The organism is Micromonospora sp. NPDC048999 (genome assembly GCF_040649295.1).
In the GTDB taxonomy this organism is placed as follows: domain Bacteria; phylum Actinomycetota; class Actinomycetes; order Mycobacteriales; family Micromonosporaceae; genus Micromonospora.
Genome location: NZ_JBEZFI010000032.1, coordinates 1 through 14,032, shown reverse-complemented (window position 1 = coordinate 14,032; position 14,032 = coordinate 1). Strand labels below are relative to the sequence as shown.

Sequence of the window (14,032 nt, the reverse complement as noted above, 5' to 3'; positions counted from 1 at the left end):
CCCAAATTTGCACAGCTACGCGGAGGGCCGGGGCGGTGGAACAGGGGCCGCGTGGGCCGGTCAGAGGCCGCCGGCGATGCGCAGGACGGCGCCGGTGGTGTAGGAGGCGTCGGGGCCGAGGAGGAAGGCGATGGCGCCGGCGATCTCGTCGGGTTCGCCGGCGCGGCCCAGTGGGATGCGTCCGGCGGCGCGGTCGGCGCGGTCGGGTTCGCCGGAGAGGGCGTGGATGTCGGTGCGGATGATGCCGGGGGCGACGGCGTTGACCCGGATGCCGCGTGGGGCGAGCTCCTTGGCCAGGCCGACGGTGAAGGTGTCGGTGGCGGCCTTGACGGCGGCGTAGTGGAGGTATTCGCCGGGGCTGCCGAGGGTGGCGGCGGCGGAGGAGACGTTGACGATGGCGCCGCCGCGGGTCATCCGGCGGGCGGCCTGCTGGGCGCAGAGGACGTACCCGATGAGGTTGACGTCGACGACCTGGCGCAGGTCGTCGTGGCGCAGGTCGGTGAAGGGGCCGATCGGGCTGGTGATGCCGGCGTTGTTGACCAGGCCGGTGACGGGTCCGAGGTCGGCGGCGGCGTCGAAGAGGGCGGCGACCTGGTCGGGGTCGGTGGTGTCGGCGGGGAGGGCAACGCCGCGCCGGCCGGCGGCGTGGACGTCGGCGAGGACGGTCTTCGCGGCGTCGTGGTCACGGCGGTAGCCGATGACGATGTCGTGGCCGGCCGTAGCGAGTCGGCGGGCGGTGGCGGCGCCGATGCCGCGGCTACCGCCGGTGATGATGGTGACGGAGGTCAATGCCCTCTCCCCTGCCCTGGTGGTTGCGGTGACGTTACCGCGAGCGGAGCGGCGACCGGGTGGAGAGGACGGTCACACCGTGACGCTGCGTGGGGTTGGTCGCTTAGGCTCAGCGCGACGGTGGCTTCGTTCCTGGGAGGTACGCGTGACGGTGGGTGCCGGTGACCTGGTCGAGGATTTCGAGCTGCCGGACGAGACGGGCACGACGCGGCGGTTGTCGGACTTTCTGGCGGCGGGGCCGGTGGTGTTGTTCTTCTATCCGGCGGCGATGACGCGGGGCTGCACGGTAGAGGGTTGCCACTTCCGGGACCTGGCGGCGGAGTTCGGGGCAGTCGGCGCGCAGCGGATCGGGATCAGTCGGGACCCGGTGGCGAAGCAGGCGGAGTTCTCCCGCCGGCACGGCTTCGACTATCCCCTGCTGTCGGACGTCGACGGGACGGTGGCGGCGGCGTTCGGGGTGCGGCGCCGGCTGCCGTTGGGGGCGTTGAGCACGCGGCGGATGACGTTCGTGATCGGCCCGGACCGGCGGGTGCTGGCCGTGGTACACAGCGAGTTGAGCATGACCGAGCACGCCGACGTCGCGTTACGCGCCCTCGGGGGCTGATCTTCCGGTTGTCGCAGCCGGCTGGTATCAAGGCTGCACATCAAACACGTGTACGGAAGAGGGCGTGATGGCGGGCCAGGGTTTGTCCACTGACGAGGTACAGGGGATCCGGGAGGCGTTGGCGGCGGGCCGCAAGCCGAAGGTGGTGTTCACCGCGGCCGCCGGGCAGATGGCCGGTCAGCTCGGGCAGGTGGTGGAGCTGACCGATCCGGAGGTCTCCGAGGAGTTCGTGGTGGTGCGGTTCGGCCGGGACGAGTTGCCCTTCTCCCCCGCCGACGTGGCGATCGCGCCGAAGGGGGCCGGGCGGAAGCCGGCGGAGTCGAAGCCGGAGCCGCCGGTAGAGGCGGAGTCGGCGCCGGAGCCGGAGTTCGTGTTGGACACACCGCCGGTGCCGGCGCCACGGGAGGAGCCGAAGGTGGAACAGCAGGCGCTGGCGAAACCGGCGAAGCGGGCGGTGAAGGCGGTCAAGCCGAAGAGCCCGGCCGGGCTGACCGTGACGTTGGCGTACGCCGAGGGCGAGTGGACGGTGGCGGCGCAGCAGGGCGTGAAGGCCCTGGCGAAGCCGTACGTGGTGAAGCCGGCGGAGGCGCTGCGGATGGTGGCGCTGGTGGACGTGCCGGGCGTGCAGGAGGCGGTGGAGCAGATCCTGGCCGCGGAGCGGGCCGAGGCGGAGCAGCAGGCGGAGAAGCTGCGCGCCGAGCTGGCGGAGATCGAGGCGCGGCTGGCGGAGCTGCGCGAGGCCCACTGAGACCAGCGGGCCCCGGCCGAGGAACGCCTCGGCCGGGGCCCGGGCCGTCTGGCACGGTGCCGCCGCGGCGTTTCTCGGCCGGGGCCGAGTCAGTGCCAGGCCAGGTTGATGGCGCGCTCGAAGTTGACGTAGCCCGCGCGGGCGAAGGCGTTCGCCATGGGGGTGTTGCCCAGGTCGGTGGCGGCGCGGATGCGCGGGACGTTCTCGCCTGCCAGGATGCGGGTGCCTTCGGCGAGGACGCCGTGAACGTAGCCGTGGCCGCGGTGTTCCGGGACCACCCCGAGGTAGGCGATCACCGGGTGGTAGGCGTTGCGGGCCGGGAGGATGAACCCGACCGGCTCGCCGTCCTCGCCCAGCGTGGCGATCCGCCACCATTGGCGAGGGCTGGAGTAGGTCGCGAGTTCCTGTTCGTAGTGCTTGGTGGCGGCGTCGTGGGCGGACATCTGCGCCAGGTCCGCGCGGCTGTGCGCATCCAGGGTGCCGTCCAGGGCGCGGGTCATCAGCGCGATCAGCTCGTCGGGGTCGCCGGCCGGGCGGAAGGCCAGGCGTTGATCGGGCGCGGGCAGCGCTGTGCCGGGGCGCCATTCCAGGCGCAATCGTTCGACTGTCAGGCTGGCGCCGGTGCTTTCCACGACGGCCATCCGGGATCGCACCGCCCGGTACGTGGCCGGGTCCTCGCGCCAGTTTGCCGGGATGAAGCGGCCGTATTCGGGCGGGATGGCGCCGGGTGGTACGACCTGGGCCGCCGCTGTCGCGTACAGCGCTCGCGCGACCTCGGTCAGGTCCTCGCCGTCGTCGTCGATGTCGAGGATGTCCAGCAGCAGCGGGGTGGGGTCGCCGGGGCGACCCCACCAGGCGACTCTGGCCAGCAGGCGTTCACCGCGCAGGGCCATCCACATCCACTCGGGTCGGCGGCGGTGTGCGGCGAGGTCGTCGGCGAGTTCGTGGTTGATGGTGTACGGCAGGCGGTTGAACATCGCGATCTCGTCCGGCCCGTGGATGGGGCGGATCGTGACGTCGCCGGTGGTGGTGCCGCTGTTGGTCATGCTGACTCCGGTCCGGCGTTCGTGCGGGTGTAGGTCAGGAAGAGCGCGCCGCTGTCCAGTACGGTGTGGTCGGTCAGCTGCCAGGTGCGCGGCGCGAAGACGGCCTCGCGGCCGAACAGTGGGATGCCGGCGCCGACGGTCAACGGGGCGAGCTTGACGATCAGCTGATCGATCTCGGGATACAGGGCGCCGGCCAGGGCTCCGCCGCCGATCACCCAGATGTCCTTGCCGTCGTGCCGTTTCAGCTCGCGTACCGTGGCGATCGGGTCCCCGGAGATGATCTCGACGGCCGGGTCCGGGCTCTGGGCCAGGGTGCGCGAGAACACCAGGTGGCGCAGGTGGGGGTAGGCGTCGGTCACCCCGACCTTGAGGCCCAGCTCGTAGGAGTGGCGTCCCTCCAGGACGGTGTCGAAGCGGGTGCCCTCGGCGAGGATGCCGAGCGCCTGCCGGGCCGGGCCCGGCAGCGTCTCCGGGTATTCGGCGACGAGGTGGTGCAGGTAGTCCTGCGGGATCGGCCAGAATCCGCCGGGGCCGGTGGGATCGGCGCCGTCGGGACCGGCGATGAAGCCGTCCACGGTGGCGGCGATGTAATACACGAGCTTACGCACGAACATCTCCTTGCCTGGGGTGCCGGCTGGTGTTCCGGCTCCCACCAGCCTCGCCCATTCGCCAACTGTTGATCAAGGCGGTTTGGCAAGCGCAGTTGATCTCCCCAGGAGAGCCACGCGGGGCCGGATGCGACCTTCTCGCACCCGGCCCCGCGCCTGCGGTCAGTGCTGCGGGATGTTCTGTACTCCGATCCGCTTGCGGAACACCCAGTAGGTCCAGCCCTGGTAGGCCAGCACGATCGGGGTGAACACCACCGCCACCCAGGTCATGATCTTCAGGGTGTACGGGGTGGAGGCGGCGTTGGTGGTGGTGAGGGTGCCGGCGGCATCCAGGGTGGACGGCAGCACGTTGGGAAACAGCGCGGCGAACAGGGTGGCCACGGCCAGGGCGATGGCCACGGCGGTGCCGGTGAACGCCCAGCCTTCCCGGCGTACCCGGGCGGCGGCAAGACCGGCGACCAGGGCGAGGGCCGCGCCGACGGCGAGCACGACGGCGGCGGTGCTGGAGCGGATGGTCAGCGTCCAGGCCAGGAAGGCCACCGCCACCACGGCGGTGCCGGCGCCGACCTTGACGGCGAGGGCGCCGGCGCGGTCACGGATGTCGCCGGTGGTCTTGAGGGCGAGGAACACCGCGCCGTGGGTGAGGAACAGGCCCAGGGTGGTCAGGCCGCCGAGCAGGGCGTACGGGTTGAGCAGGTCGAGCAGGCCGCCGGCGTACTCGTGGTCGGCGGACAGGGGTACGCCGCGCAGGATGTTGGCGAAGGCGACGCCCCACAGGACCGCCGGCAGCAGGGAGCCGAGGAAGATGGCCTGGTCCCAGCGGCGTTTCCAGGATGCCTCGGGGCGCTTGTGCCGGTATTCGAAGGCGACGCCGCGGGCGATGAGGGCCAGCAGGATGAGCAGCAGGGGCAGGTAGAAGCCGGAGAACAGGGTGGCGTACCACTCGGGGAAGGCGGCGAACATGGCGCCGCCGGCGGTGATCAGCCAGACCTCGTTGCCGTCCCAGACGGGTCCGATGGTGTTGATCATGACGCGGCGTTCCCGGTCGTCGCGGCCGAGGACGGGCAGCAGCATGCCGACGCCGAAGTCGAAGCCTTCGAGGATGAAGTAGCCGGTGAAGAGGACGGCGACGAGGAGAAACCAGACGGTCGTCAGTTCCACGGTGGGCTCCGGTCAGTAGGCGAACGCCAGCGGGCGCTCGGCGTCGTCGGTGGCGTCGTCAACGGGCGCCGGGGTGACGTCGGGTACGCCGGCCTTGGCGTAGCGGACCAGCAGTTTGAACTCGATCACGGCGAGGGTGGCGTAGATCAGGGTGAACGCGGTGAAGGAGGTGAGCACCTCGGTCAGTGAGACGCTGCGGGAGACGCCGTTGCGGGTGAGCATCTCGCCGAAGACGATCCACGGCTGGCGGCCCATCTCGGTGAAGATCCAGCCGAAGGAGTTGGCCAGCAGCGGCAGGACGGGCATGACCAGGCCGGCGCGCAGCAGCCAGCGGCTGCGGGGGGTGCGGCCCTTGCGCTGGGTCCAGAGCACGAGCAGGGCGATCGCGGCGGCGGCGAGCCCGAAGGCGATCATGAAGCGGAAGCTCCAGTAGGTGACCGGGATGATCGGGGTGTAGCTGCCGGCGCCGTACTGGGCGGTGTACTGGGCCTGCAGGTCGTTGATGCCGTGCACGGTGCCGTTGGGGTCGCCGGTGCCGAGGAACGACAGCAGGTACGGGATCTTGATGGCGAAGATCTCGCGGCTGCCGTCGAGGCTGCCGACGGTGAGCACGGAGAACGAGGCGGGGCTCTCGGTGGTGTAGAGGCCTTCGGCGGCGGCCATCTTCATCGGCTGCACGTCAGTCATGATCTTGCCTTGGATGTCGCCGGTGAGCAGCACCAGCGCCGAGGAGATGAGCACGACCCAGGAGCCGAACCGGGTGGCGAAGCGGTAGGCGCCGGTGTCGGCGCTGTCGCGGTGCCGGATGACGTGGTAGAGGCCGACGGCGACGATCAGCGACCCGGCGACCAGGAACGCCCCGGCGAGGGTGTGCGGGAAGGTGATCAGGGCGACCTTGTTGGTGAGTACGGCGAAGAAGTCGGTCAGTTCGGCGCGGCCGGTGGTGGGGTTGATCCGGTAGCCGACCGGGTGCTGCATGAAGGAGTTCGCGGCGAGGATGAAGTAGGCGGACAGGTTGGTGCCGATGGCGGCGGCCCAGATGGCGGCCAGGTGCAGGCGTTTGGGCAGCCGGTCCCAGCCGAAGATCCACAGGCCGATGAAGGTCGATTCGAGGAAGAAGGCGACCAGGGCCTCGATGGCCAGGGGGGCGCCGAAGATGTCGCCGACGAAGCGGGAGTAGTCGCTCCAGTTCATGCCGAACTGGAACTCCTGCACGATGCCGGTGACCACGCCCATCGCGAAGTTGATGAGGAAGAGCTTGCCGTAGAACTTGGTGAGTTTGAGGTACCGCTCGTTGCCGGTGCGGTGCCACATGGTTTGGAGGATGGCCACCAGGATCGACAGGCCGATGGTCAGCGGCACGAAGAGAAAGTGGTAGACGGTGGTGACACCGAACTGCCAGCGGGCGACGTCCAACGCGTCCACCTGAAACCCCCAGCCGTACATACTACGAGACGTAGTAAATACTACCCGGCGTCGTAGAAGGAGCGGCAGGGCCGGGGGGCCCGACCCGGCCCGGGACCAATGGCCCTGATCACCTCTGCCGCACGGCCCGGGACCGGGGTCTCCCACCCACCCCGACGCGTGCGACGATCCAGCACTGATGAACACCCCGACTGCCCCTTGGCGCGCGCCGCTGCTGTGGCGGGCCGCGCAACTGCTCGCCCGCGTCGTCGTCGCCCTGCTGGGGCGCCTCGAGGTCACCGGCGACGTGCCGGCGCAGCTGCGTCACGGGCCGCTGATCCTGGCCGCCAACCACATCAGCCCGTTCGATCCGCTGGTGCTCGCCGCCGCCTGCCGGGCGCGCGGCGTCGCACCGCGGATCATGGCCACCGGCGGGCTGTTCCGCGCCCCCGTGGTCGGCCCGCTGATGCGCCGTGCCGGGCACATCCGCGTCGACCGGGGCACCACCTCCGTGCGCCAGTCGCTCGAGGTCGCCGCCGCGGCCGTGGCCGGCGGCTCGGTGGTGCTGCTCTACCCGGAGGGGCGCATCGGCCTGGACCCGGGGATGTGGCCGGAGCGGGGCAAGACCGGCGCGGCCCGGCTCGCCTTCGCCAGTGGCGCCGCCGTCGTCCCGGTCGCCCAGTGGGGCTCGCACGAGGTGCTGCCGTACGAGGCGCCCAAGGGCCTGCTGGGTGGCGTCGCCCGGGCGCTCGTCCGGCGACCGGTGATCCGGGTGCACTTCGGCACTCCGGTGGTGCTGAGCCACCTGAACCCCGGCACGCCCGGTGCCGCTCGGCGGGCCACTGACCGGATCATCGACGCGATCACCGACAACCTGGCGCCGCTGCGCCCCGCTGAGCCGTACTGGCCGCGCCACGTCGACCCCAGCCGCCCGGCCGACACCGCCCGCTCCCACCGCCGCCCGCCCAAGGGTTGACTCGGGCGGGCAGGGGCGCCTCAGGTGGCGGCGGCGAGGCGGGCGTCCAGCGCGTCGAGGTCGGGGACGAACCACACGTGGTCGTGCCGGTTCGACTCGGCCACCAGGGCGCGCAGCGCCGCGCTGGCCGCCAGATGCGCGCTGATGTCCCCGACCACGACCAGCCGCAGCCGGTAGTTGACGAACTTCTGCATGATCTCCCCGGCGAAGCGGGTGCCCAGCGAGAAGAAGCTCGGGTCGAGCCGGCTGGCGGGCACGGCGACCACCTCGGCGCCGCCGAAGGCCGCGCCGATCAGGTCGAGGGCCTGCTCGGTGGTGGCCACCGGCGGCCCGGCCGGGTCGCAGACCAGCACCGGCACCCCGGCCCGCTCCTGGATCAGGTCAGGCATCGCGCACCTCCCCCGCGAGCAGGCCGTTGTCGCCGCGCAGCACCGCGTCGACCAGCTGCAGCAGGTCGGCGGTGGTGGCGGCGTCACCCAGGATCACGAGCTTCATGCGGTGTCGCTCCTCGTCGTGGACGGTTTGTACGCGCAGCGGGCGCGCAGGGTCGTGGCCGGTGTTGACGCCGGCCAGCACCAGGGTGGCGAGCCGGTCGGCGGCGGCCCGATCGATCCCGTCGACCTGCACGATGCTCGACACCTCCAGCGTCGGCCGGCCGGCCGACGGCGCCGGCTCGGGGTGGCCGGTCAACGCGTCGAGGTCGGCCCGGGCGATCCGGTACTGCTTGCCGATCCGCACCGCCCGCAGCCGGCCGGCGCGGATGTAGCCGCGCACGGTGCGCACGTGCAGGCCGAGCAGCTCGGCCACCTGCTCAACGGAATACAGATCATTACTCATCGCCCCCTATCGTACGCACGATGGGGAAGGATGGGGAAGTTGGTTTGCGTGACGCCGGCCGGTCACCCCACCGCCATCCGCGCGCGGCATACTGCCGGCGTGCAGCCCCGCTACGGCTACCTCGACGCCCCCGCGCCCCTCGCCTTCGCCCACCGCGGCGGCGCGGCCGACGGCGACGAGAACACCGCCGCCGCGTTCGCCCGGGCCATCGCCCTCGGCTACCGGTACGTGGAGACCGACGTGCACGCCACCGCCGACGGCGTGCCGGTGATCTTCCACGACGCCACCCTGCGCCGGGTCACCGGCGAGCCGGGACGCGTCGCCGACCTGCGCTGGGCCGACCTGGCCTCGATCCGCGTCGGCGGCGCCACCATCGTCCCCCGCCTCGACGAGGTCCTCACCGCCTGGCCGCAGGTGCGGTTCAACATCGACGTCAAGGCCGACGGCGGCGTCGCGCCGACCCTCGACACCCTCGACCGGGCCGGCGCCGGCGACCGGGTGCTGCTCGCCTCGTTCAGCGACGCCCGGCTGGCCCGGCTGCGCGCCCTGGCCGGACCGAACGTCGCCACCAGCCTCGGCATGCGCGGGGTGGCCCGGCTGCGGATGGCGTCCCTGCACGGGCGGCCGCTGCGGCTGCCCCCGTCCGTGGTCGCCGCCCAGGTCCCCGTCCGGTACGGGCGCATCCCGGTGGTCGACCGGCGGTTCGTCGCGTACTGCCACCGGATCGGGTTGCAGGTGCATGTCTGGACCATCGACGAACCTACCGAGATGCACCACTTACTTGATCTCGGTGTGGATGGCATCATGACCGATCACGTCGGCGTGCTGCGCGACGTCTACCGCAGCCGCGGCCACTGGGCCGCCTGAACTTCAAAGGACACCGATGGCCGAGACGGTCCGCCCCGCCGTCACCGAACCCGCCCAGCCGGGCAGCACTCGCCGTGAACGCACCGGCTGGTACTTCTACGACTGGGCCAGCGCCGCCTTCCAAACCACCGTGATCACGGTGTTCCTCGGCCCGTTCCTCACCACCCTCACCAAGCTCGCGGCCGGCTGCGAGCTTGGCGCGGACAGCTGCGCCGGGTACGTGTATCCGCTGGGCATCAAGGTCGCCGCCGGCTCCTTCTTCCCGTACCTGGTCTCGCTGTCGGTGCTGCTCACCGTCTTCGTGCTGCCCGTGGTCGGGGCGGTCGCCGACCGGACCGTGCACAAGAAGCGGCTGCTGGGGGTGGCCACGTTCGTCGGCGCCGGGGCGACCCTCGGGTTCGCCTTCGTCACCGGCGAGCGGTATCTGCTCGGCGGGGCGCTGTTCCTGATCGCCAACATCTGCTTCGGCGCGGCCATCGTGGTCTACAACTCGTTCCTGCCGCAGCTGGGCGGCCCGGACGAGCGTGACGGCATCTCCAGCCGCGGCTGGGCCATCGGCTACCTCGGGGGCGGGCTGCTGCTCGCGCTCAACCTGGTCGCGGTCAGCATGTTCAGCGAGGAGGGCAACCCGCAACGCACCCTCGACCTGGCCCGCTGGTCGATCGTGTCGGCCGGGGTGTGGTGGGCGGCGTTCACCCTGCTGCCGCTGCGCTGGCTGCGCGAGCGTCCCACCGCCGCGGCGCTGGCCGGTGGCGGCGGCAACGTGCTCACCGACGGGTTCCGGCAGCTCGGCCGCACCCTACGCGGGATCAAGGCGTACCCGCTGACGCTGTTCTTCCTGCTGGCCTTCCTGGTCTTCAACGACGGCATCCAGACCGTCATCGCCCTGGCCAGCCAGTACGGCAGCGAGGAGCTGCGGCTGGAGCAGAGCACCCTGATCGTGACCATCCTGCTGGTGCAGTTCGTCGCCTTCGGCGGGGCGCTCGCCCTCGGCGCCCTCGCGCGGCGGATCGGCGCCTGGAAGACGGTGCTGCTGTCCCTGGTGGGGTGGACGGGGGTGATCATCGCCGCGTTCTGGCTGCCCGCCGAGGCGCCGCTGCCGTTCATGATCCTCGGCGGCTGCATCGGCCTGGTGCTCGGCGGCAGCCAGGCGCTGAGCCGATCACTGTTCAGCCAGCTCATCCCCGCCGGCAAGGAAGGCGAGTACTACGGCTTCTACAAGATCAGCGACAAGGGCACCAGCTGGCTCGGGCCGCTGTTCTTCGGGCTGGTGTTCCAGCTCACCGCCTCCTACCGGGTGGGCCTGATCTCCCTGCTGATCTTCTTCGTGGTCGGGTTCGCGCTGCTGGCCGCCGTGCCGATGCGCCGGGCCATCGTCGCGGCCGGCAACACCCCGCCCCGGGTGCTGTAGGACCGCCGCCGCACCGACCTGATCAAGGGTGGTCGATCGACTAGGCTGCCCGGACGTGACCGACGACGACGCTGCCGCCCCGACCTGCCTGGCCCGGCCCCTCCCGGGCCCCGGCGACGACCGTCGCGGCGGCTGCGCCGCCGCCCGTGGCGTCGACGGGCGGCCGCTGCACGCCGCCGCGCTGAAGTTCTTCTGGGGGCCGATGGACTGCGGCAAGTCCACGATGGCGCTGCAGATGAACCACAACCACGCCCGGCAGGGCCGCCGCGGCCTGGTCACCACCCGCATCGACCGCTCGCTCGGACCGCAGGTCACCACCCGCATCGGCCTGGCCCACGCCGCCATCGAGGTCACCGACGACCTCGACCTGCGCGACCTGGTCCGCGACGCCCTCGACCAGGGGGCCCGGGTCGACTACCTGATCTGCGACGAGGCGTCCTTCTACAACCTGGACCACGTCGAGCAGATGGCCGAGCTGGTCGACGACTACGACGTCGACGTGTACGCGTTCGGCCTGGCCACCGACTTCCGGTCCTGCCTGTTCCCCGCCGCGCAGCGGCTGTTCGAACTCGCCGACGAGGTGGCCCGCATCCAGGTCGAGGTGCTCTGCTGGTGCGGCCGGGAAGGGCGGCTCAACGCCCGGGTCGTCCAAGGGCGGGTGGTACGCCAGGGCGAACAGGTCGTCATCGGCGACACCGTCGACGACGCGGACGTGCGCTACCAGGTGCTGTGCCGCCGGCACTACCGCTCCGGCGACCTCGGCCCGCGCGGCTGATCACTCAGAACGGGTCCCCGCACACCCGCCACTTGCCGTCCTCCTGCACGATCGACAGCGTCCGCTCCTCGCTGGCCCCGCCGTCGCGGGTCAGCCGCGCCTTCACCGTAGCGCGCGGGACGCCACGCTGGGTGGCCACCGACACGTCGGTGATCTCGTAGCCGCGGACCTCCGGCGGGGTACGCACCCAGCTGCCGAAGCCGACCGCGCTCCACTTCTTGCGCGCCTGCCGGCACAGCCTGTCGTAGGCCCGGTCGGTCTCCCCGGCGGCGACCTCGTGCAGGAAGTTGTCGGCGGTCTCCCGCACCGGGCCGTTGGCCCGCCACAGCACCTGCACGTTCCACAACGCCAGGCCGGCCACCCCGATCAGGCACACGCCGATCCCGAGGCCGCCGAACAGCAGCCCGGCGCGTCCCGGCCGGACGCGTCGGCCCGGCTTGCCCCACTCCCGCTCCTTGCCCATCACCTGCACCGTAGGCAGCGGCACCGGCGGCGCGCAGGAAGTTGCGCCCTGTCGCCGGTGCGACCGCATCGACTACCGTCGGTGCATACCCTCAAAGCAGGAGCCACGGATGACCCGTTACGTGCAGCCGGTGCCCACTCCCGACGACCCGTACACCGCGGACCCGTTGCTGCACTCCTGGCTGGACCGGCACCTCGGCCCGGCCGGGCACGCCGCCGCGAAAGGGCGCCTGGCCGACCTGGCCGCCGACGTCACCGGTCCGCTGCGGGCCGCGCACACCGACGCCGAGACCCACCCGCCCGCCCTGGTCCGCTATGACCCGTGGGGCGCCCGCGTCGACCGCATCGACACCTCCGCCGGCTGGCAGGCCCAGCGGGCCGCCGCCGCCCGGCACGCCGTGGTCGCGCTGCCCTACCTGGAGTCCGCGCGCGGCACCTGGGGGGCCGCCGCCCGGGTCGTCCAGCACGCCCTGCTGCACCTGTACGCCCCGGAGTCGGCCACCTTCTCCTGCCCGGTGGCCATGGCCGACGGCGCCGCGGCGCTGCTCAGCCTCCCCGAGGTCGACAGCGGCGTCCGCGACGCGTGGCTGCCCCGGCTGATCTCCACCGACCCGGCCGCCGCGATCGTCAGCGGGCAGTGGATGACCGAGTCGCAGGGCGGGTCCGACCTGTCCGGCTCCAGCACCATCGGCCGGCCCGCCGCCGACGGGTCGTGGCGGCTGACCGGGGAGAAGTGGTTCTGCTCCGCCGCCGACGCGGCGATGGCCGTCGCGCTCGCCCGGCCCGACGGGGCCGGCCGGGGCAGCCGGGTGCTCGCGCCGTTCCTGGTGCCCCGCTACGCGGGCGACTCGCCCCTGGCCGGCGCGACCGTCGCCGCCGACGCGCCGGCGCCCGGGGTGACCGTGCACCGGCTCAAGGACAAGCTGGGCACCTGGGCGCTGCCCACCGCCGAGATCGGGCTACGCGACGCGTACGCGCTGCCGCTGGGCGACCCGGCCGTGCCCGGCCTGGTCCGGGCGATGACCCTGGTGGTGGTGACCCGGGTGCACAACGCCTCCGCCGCCGCGTCCGGCATGCGCCGGGGCCTGGCCCGCGCCCTCGCGTACGCGCAGGCGCGGCAGGTCGCCGGCGGGCGGCTGGCCGACTCGCCGCTGCACCGGGCCACCCTCGGCGCCCTCGCGGTCGACACGGCCGGCGCGTTCGTCCTGGCCGGGCACGCGTTCGCGCTACTCGGCCGAGTCGAGGTGGGCGGCGACCCGGCCGCCGCCGACGAGCTGCGGGTGGTGGCGCCGCTGGCCAAGCTGGCCACCGGCCGGCTGGCCGTGGCCTGCGCCAGCGAGTACGTGGAGGCGTTCGGCGGCGCCGGCTACGTCGAGGACACCGGGGTGCCGCGGCTGCTGCGCGACGCGCAGGTGCTGCCGATCTGGGAGGGCACCACCAACGTGCTCGCCCTGGACGTGCTGCGCGCGGTCGCCCGGGAGGACGCCGGCGTACCGCTGCTGCGCCGGCTGGCCGCCGCCGTCGACCTGGCCCGACCGCTCTCCCCCGCCCTGGCCGACACCCTGGCCGCGGTCACCGACGAGCTGCGGACCAGGCTCGGCGAGGTCACCGCCGACCCGACCGCCGTCGAACTGGTCGCCGGGGCGCGCGGGCTGGCGCTGCGGGCGGCGTACGCGCTGACCACCGCGCTGCTGGTGGAGCACGCGGCGTGGGGCGACGAGCAGGCCGAGGTGGCGGCCCGGCTCTGGGCGCGCCGCCGGCTGCGGCACGAGGACATCGCCGCCGACGCCCACCGGCACCTGGAATTGCTCTGCTGAAACTCCGGACGGTACCTGCCAGAGGATGTCAGGATCTGCCGGCAGGATCGTCGGCATGACAGTGCACGCTGACCTCGCGATGGTCAACCTTGACAGCTGCGACCCGGCCGCCCACGCCGCGTTCTACGCCCACGCCCTCGGCTGGGAGGTCACCCACAGCCAGGCCGAATACGCCATGATCAGCAATAACGGGACCTCGATCGGCTTCGGCCTGGTGGACGGGTACGCCCCGCCGGCCTGGCCGGACGAGACCGCCGGCAAGCGCTACCACCTCGACCTGTACGTCGACGACCTGACCGTCGCGGAGAAGGACCTCCTGGCAGCCGGTGCGACGAGGCCCGACTTCCAGCCCGGCGGCGAGCGGTGGACCGTGCTGCTCGACCCGATCGGCCAACCGTTCTGCATCTGCCCCCGCCCGTAAGGCTGGCCCGGCGTCGGCTCGGCAGGCACCAGCTTGGTGTGCGTATTGACCGCGCAGTCGAGATCGGTGCACAGGTGCAGGCCGAGTGTGTTCAGGCGTTCGCGTT

Annotated in this window: 16 protein-coding genes; 8 read left to right on the top strand and 8 right to left on the bottom strand. The window is 72.3% G+C overall.

Annotated elements, in window-relative coordinates; genetic code table 11:
- Window positions 1–60 precede the first annotated feature (60 nt).
- Window positions 61–789 (bottom strand): SDR family oxidoreductase, encoded by a 729-nt coding sequence (locus AB0C02_RS25240; protein ID WP_357551311.1) that lies wholly within the window; start codon window positions 787–789, stop codon window positions 61–63.
- Between the two features lie 145 nt (window positions 790–934).
- Between AB0C02_RS25240 and AB0C02_RS25235 the strand changes: the two genes are divergently transcribed.
- Both AB0C02_RS25235 and AB0C02_RS25230 read left to right on the top strand, forming a co-directional pair.
- Window positions 935–1,393 carry a peroxiredoxin gene (locus tag AB0C02_RS25235; protein WP_357551309.1) on the top strand — a complete coding sequence of 153 codons (459 nt, stop codon included), beginning with the start codon at window positions 935–937 and terminating at the stop codon, window positions 1,391–1,393.
- A gap of 67 nt (window positions 1,394–1,460) precedes the next feature.
- Entirely contained in the window at window positions 1,461–2,141 is a 681-nt protein-coding gene (locus tag AB0C02_RS25230) for a hypothetical protein (protein ID WP_357551307.1), read from the top strand.
- A gap of 89 nt (window positions 2,142–2,230) precedes the next feature.
- Here the strand turns inward: AB0C02_RS25230 and AB0C02_RS25225 are convergent, their stop codons facing one another.
- The 4 genes from AB0C02_RS25225 to AB0C02_RS25210 all read right to left on the bottom strand — a co-directional run bounded on the left by AB0C02_RS25225 (window position 2,231) and on the right by AB0C02_RS25210 (window position 6,381).
- Entirely contained in the window at window positions 2,231–3,187 is a 957-nt protein-coding gene (locus AB0C02_RS25225; RefSeq protein ID WP_357551306.1) for a GNAT family N-acetyltransferase, read from the bottom strand.
- Window positions 3,184–3,795, bottom strand: a complete 612-nt coding sequence (locus tag AB0C02_RS25220; protein ID WP_357551305.1) for a dihydrofolate reductase family protein — start codon at window positions 3,793–3,795, stop codon at window positions 3,184–3,186. The genes AB0C02_RS25225 and AB0C02_RS25220 overlap by 4 nt, the downstream gene beginning before the upstream one ends.
- Window positions 3,796–3,957: 162 nt before the next feature.
- Window positions 3,958–4,956 (bottom strand): cytochrome d ubiquinol oxidase subunit II, encoded by a 999-nt coding sequence (cydB, locus tag AB0C02_RS25215; RefSeq protein WP_357551304.1) that lies wholly within the window; start codon window positions 4,954–4,956, stop codon window positions 3,958–3,960.
- 12 nt (window positions 4,957–4,968) lie between these two features.
- The gene (locus tag AB0C02_RS25210; protein ID WP_357551302.1) at window positions 4,969–6,381 is read right to left on the bottom strand and encodes a cytochrome ubiquinol oxidase subunit I; all 1,413 of its coding nucleotides are present in this window, start codon (window positions 6,379–6,381) and stop codon (window positions 4,969–4,971) included.
- A 178-nt stretch (window positions 6,382–6,559) separates the two neighbouring features.
- Here AB0C02_RS25210 and AB0C02_RS25205 point away from each other — a divergent pair, with 178 nt between their 5' ends.
- Complete coding sequence (locus AB0C02_RS25205; protein ID WP_357551301.1) at window positions 6,560–7,336, top strand: lysophospholipid acyltransferase family protein; 777 nt, start codon at window positions 6,560–6,562, stop codon at window positions 7,334–7,336.
- Window positions 7,337–7,356: 20 nt separating this feature from the next.
- Here the strand turns inward: AB0C02_RS25205 and AB0C02_RS25200 are convergent, their stop codons facing one another.
- Together AB0C02_RS25200 and AB0C02_RS25195 are read right to left on the bottom strand one after the other, a co-directional pair.
- A complete protein-coding gene (locus AB0C02_RS25200) occupies window positions 7,357–7,725 on the bottom strand; it encodes a DUF4180 domain-containing protein (protein ID WP_357551300.1) in 369 nt (122 codons plus the stop codon).
- A complete protein-coding gene (locus AB0C02_RS25195; protein WP_357551298.1) occupies window positions 7,718–8,173 on the bottom strand; it encodes a helix-turn-helix domain-containing protein in 456 nt (151 codons plus the stop codon). Before AB0C02_RS25195 ends, AB0C02_RS25200 begins: the two co-directional genes overlap by 8 nt.
- 99 nt (window positions 8,174–8,272) lie before the next feature.
- Here AB0C02_RS25195 and AB0C02_RS25190 point away from each other — a divergent pair, with 99 nt between their 5' ends.
- The 3 genes from AB0C02_RS25190 (at window position 8,273) to AB0C02_RS25180 (ending at window position 11,226) form a co-directional block, all read left to right on the top strand.
- The gene (locus AB0C02_RS25190; RefSeq protein WP_357551424.1) at window positions 8,273–9,040 is read left to right on the top strand and encodes a glycerophosphodiester phosphodiesterase family protein; all 768 of its coding nucleotides are present in this window, start codon (window positions 8,273–8,275) and stop codon (window positions 9,038–9,040) included.
- A 16-nt stretch (window positions 9,041–9,056) separates the two neighbouring features.
- The gene (locus tag AB0C02_RS25185) at window positions 9,057–10,451 is read left to right on the top strand and encodes an MFS transporter (RefSeq protein WP_357551296.1); all 1,395 of its coding nucleotides are present in this window, start codon (window positions 9,057–9,059) and stop codon (window positions 10,449–10,451) included.
- A 166-nt stretch (window positions 10,452–10,617) separates the two neighbouring features.
- On the top strand, window positions 10,618–11,226 hold the full coding sequence (locus tag AB0C02_RS25180; RefSeq protein WP_357551421.1) for a thymidine kinase: 609 nt from the start codon (window positions 10,618–10,620) through the stop codon (window positions 11,224–11,226).
- Window positions 11,227–11,230: 4 nt separating this feature from the next.
- Here AB0C02_RS25180 and AB0C02_RS25175 read toward each other — a convergent pair whose 3' ends face one another.
- Window positions 11,231–11,689, bottom strand: coding sequence for a hypothetical protein (locus AB0C02_RS25175; RefSeq protein WP_357551295.1), 459 nt, complete (start codon window positions 11,687–11,689; stop codon window positions 11,231–11,233).
- A gap of 109 nt (window positions 11,690–11,798) precedes the next feature.
- Here AB0C02_RS25175 and AB0C02_RS25170 point away from each other — a divergent pair, with 109 nt between their 5' ends.
- Both AB0C02_RS25170 and AB0C02_RS25165 read left to right on the top strand, forming a co-directional pair.
- Window positions 11,799–13,505, top strand: coding sequence for an acyl-CoA dehydrogenase family protein (locus AB0C02_RS25170; protein WP_357551294.1), 1,707 nt, complete (start codon window positions 11,799–11,801; stop codon window positions 13,503–13,505).
- 55 nt (window positions 13,506–13,560) lie between these two features.
- Window positions 13,561–13,926 (top strand): VOC family protein, encoded by a 366-nt coding sequence (locus tag AB0C02_RS25165; protein WP_357551292.1) that lies wholly within the window; start codon window positions 13,561–13,563, stop codon window positions 13,924–13,926.
- The last annotated feature ends 106 nt before the right edge of the window (window positions 13,927–14,032 follow it).

Coding starts and splice junctions, on each gene's coding strand:
- AB0C02_RS25230 (WP_357551307.1), top strand. CDS start 1,461: ATGGCGGGCCAGGGTTTGTCCACTGACGAGGTACAGGGGATCCGGGAG.
- AB0C02_RS25170 (WP_357551294.1), top strand. CDS start 11,799: ATGACCCGTTACGTGCAGCCGGTGCCCACTCCCGACGACCCGTACACC.
- AB0C02_RS25165 (WP_357551292.1), top strand. CDS start 13,561: ATGACAGTGCACGCTGACCTCGCGATGGTCAACCTTGACAGCTGCGAC.
- AB0C02_RS25185 (WP_357551296.1), top strand. CDS start 9,057: ATGGCCGAGACGGTCCGCCCCGCCGTCACCGAACCCGCCCAGCCGGGC.
- AB0C02_RS25205 (WP_357551301.1), top strand. CDS start 6,560: ATGAACACCCCGACTGCCCCTTGGCGCGCGCCGCTGCTGTGGCGGGCC.
- AB0C02_RS25175 (WP_357551295.1), bottom strand. CDS start 11,689: ATGGGCAAGGAGCGGGAGTGGGGCAAGCCGGGCCGACGCGTCCGGCCG.
- AB0C02_RS25200 (WP_357551300.1), bottom strand. CDS start 7,725: ATGCCTGACCTGATCCAGGAGCGGGCCGGGGTGCCGGTGCTGGTCTGC.
- AB0C02_RS25195 (WP_357551298.1), bottom strand. CDS start 8,173: ATGAGTAATGATCTGTATTCCGTTGAGCAGGTGGCCGAGCTGCTCGGC.
- AB0C02_RS25225 (WP_357551306.1), bottom strand. CDS start 3,187: ATGACCAACAGCGGCACCACCACCGGCGACGTCACGATCCGCCCCATC.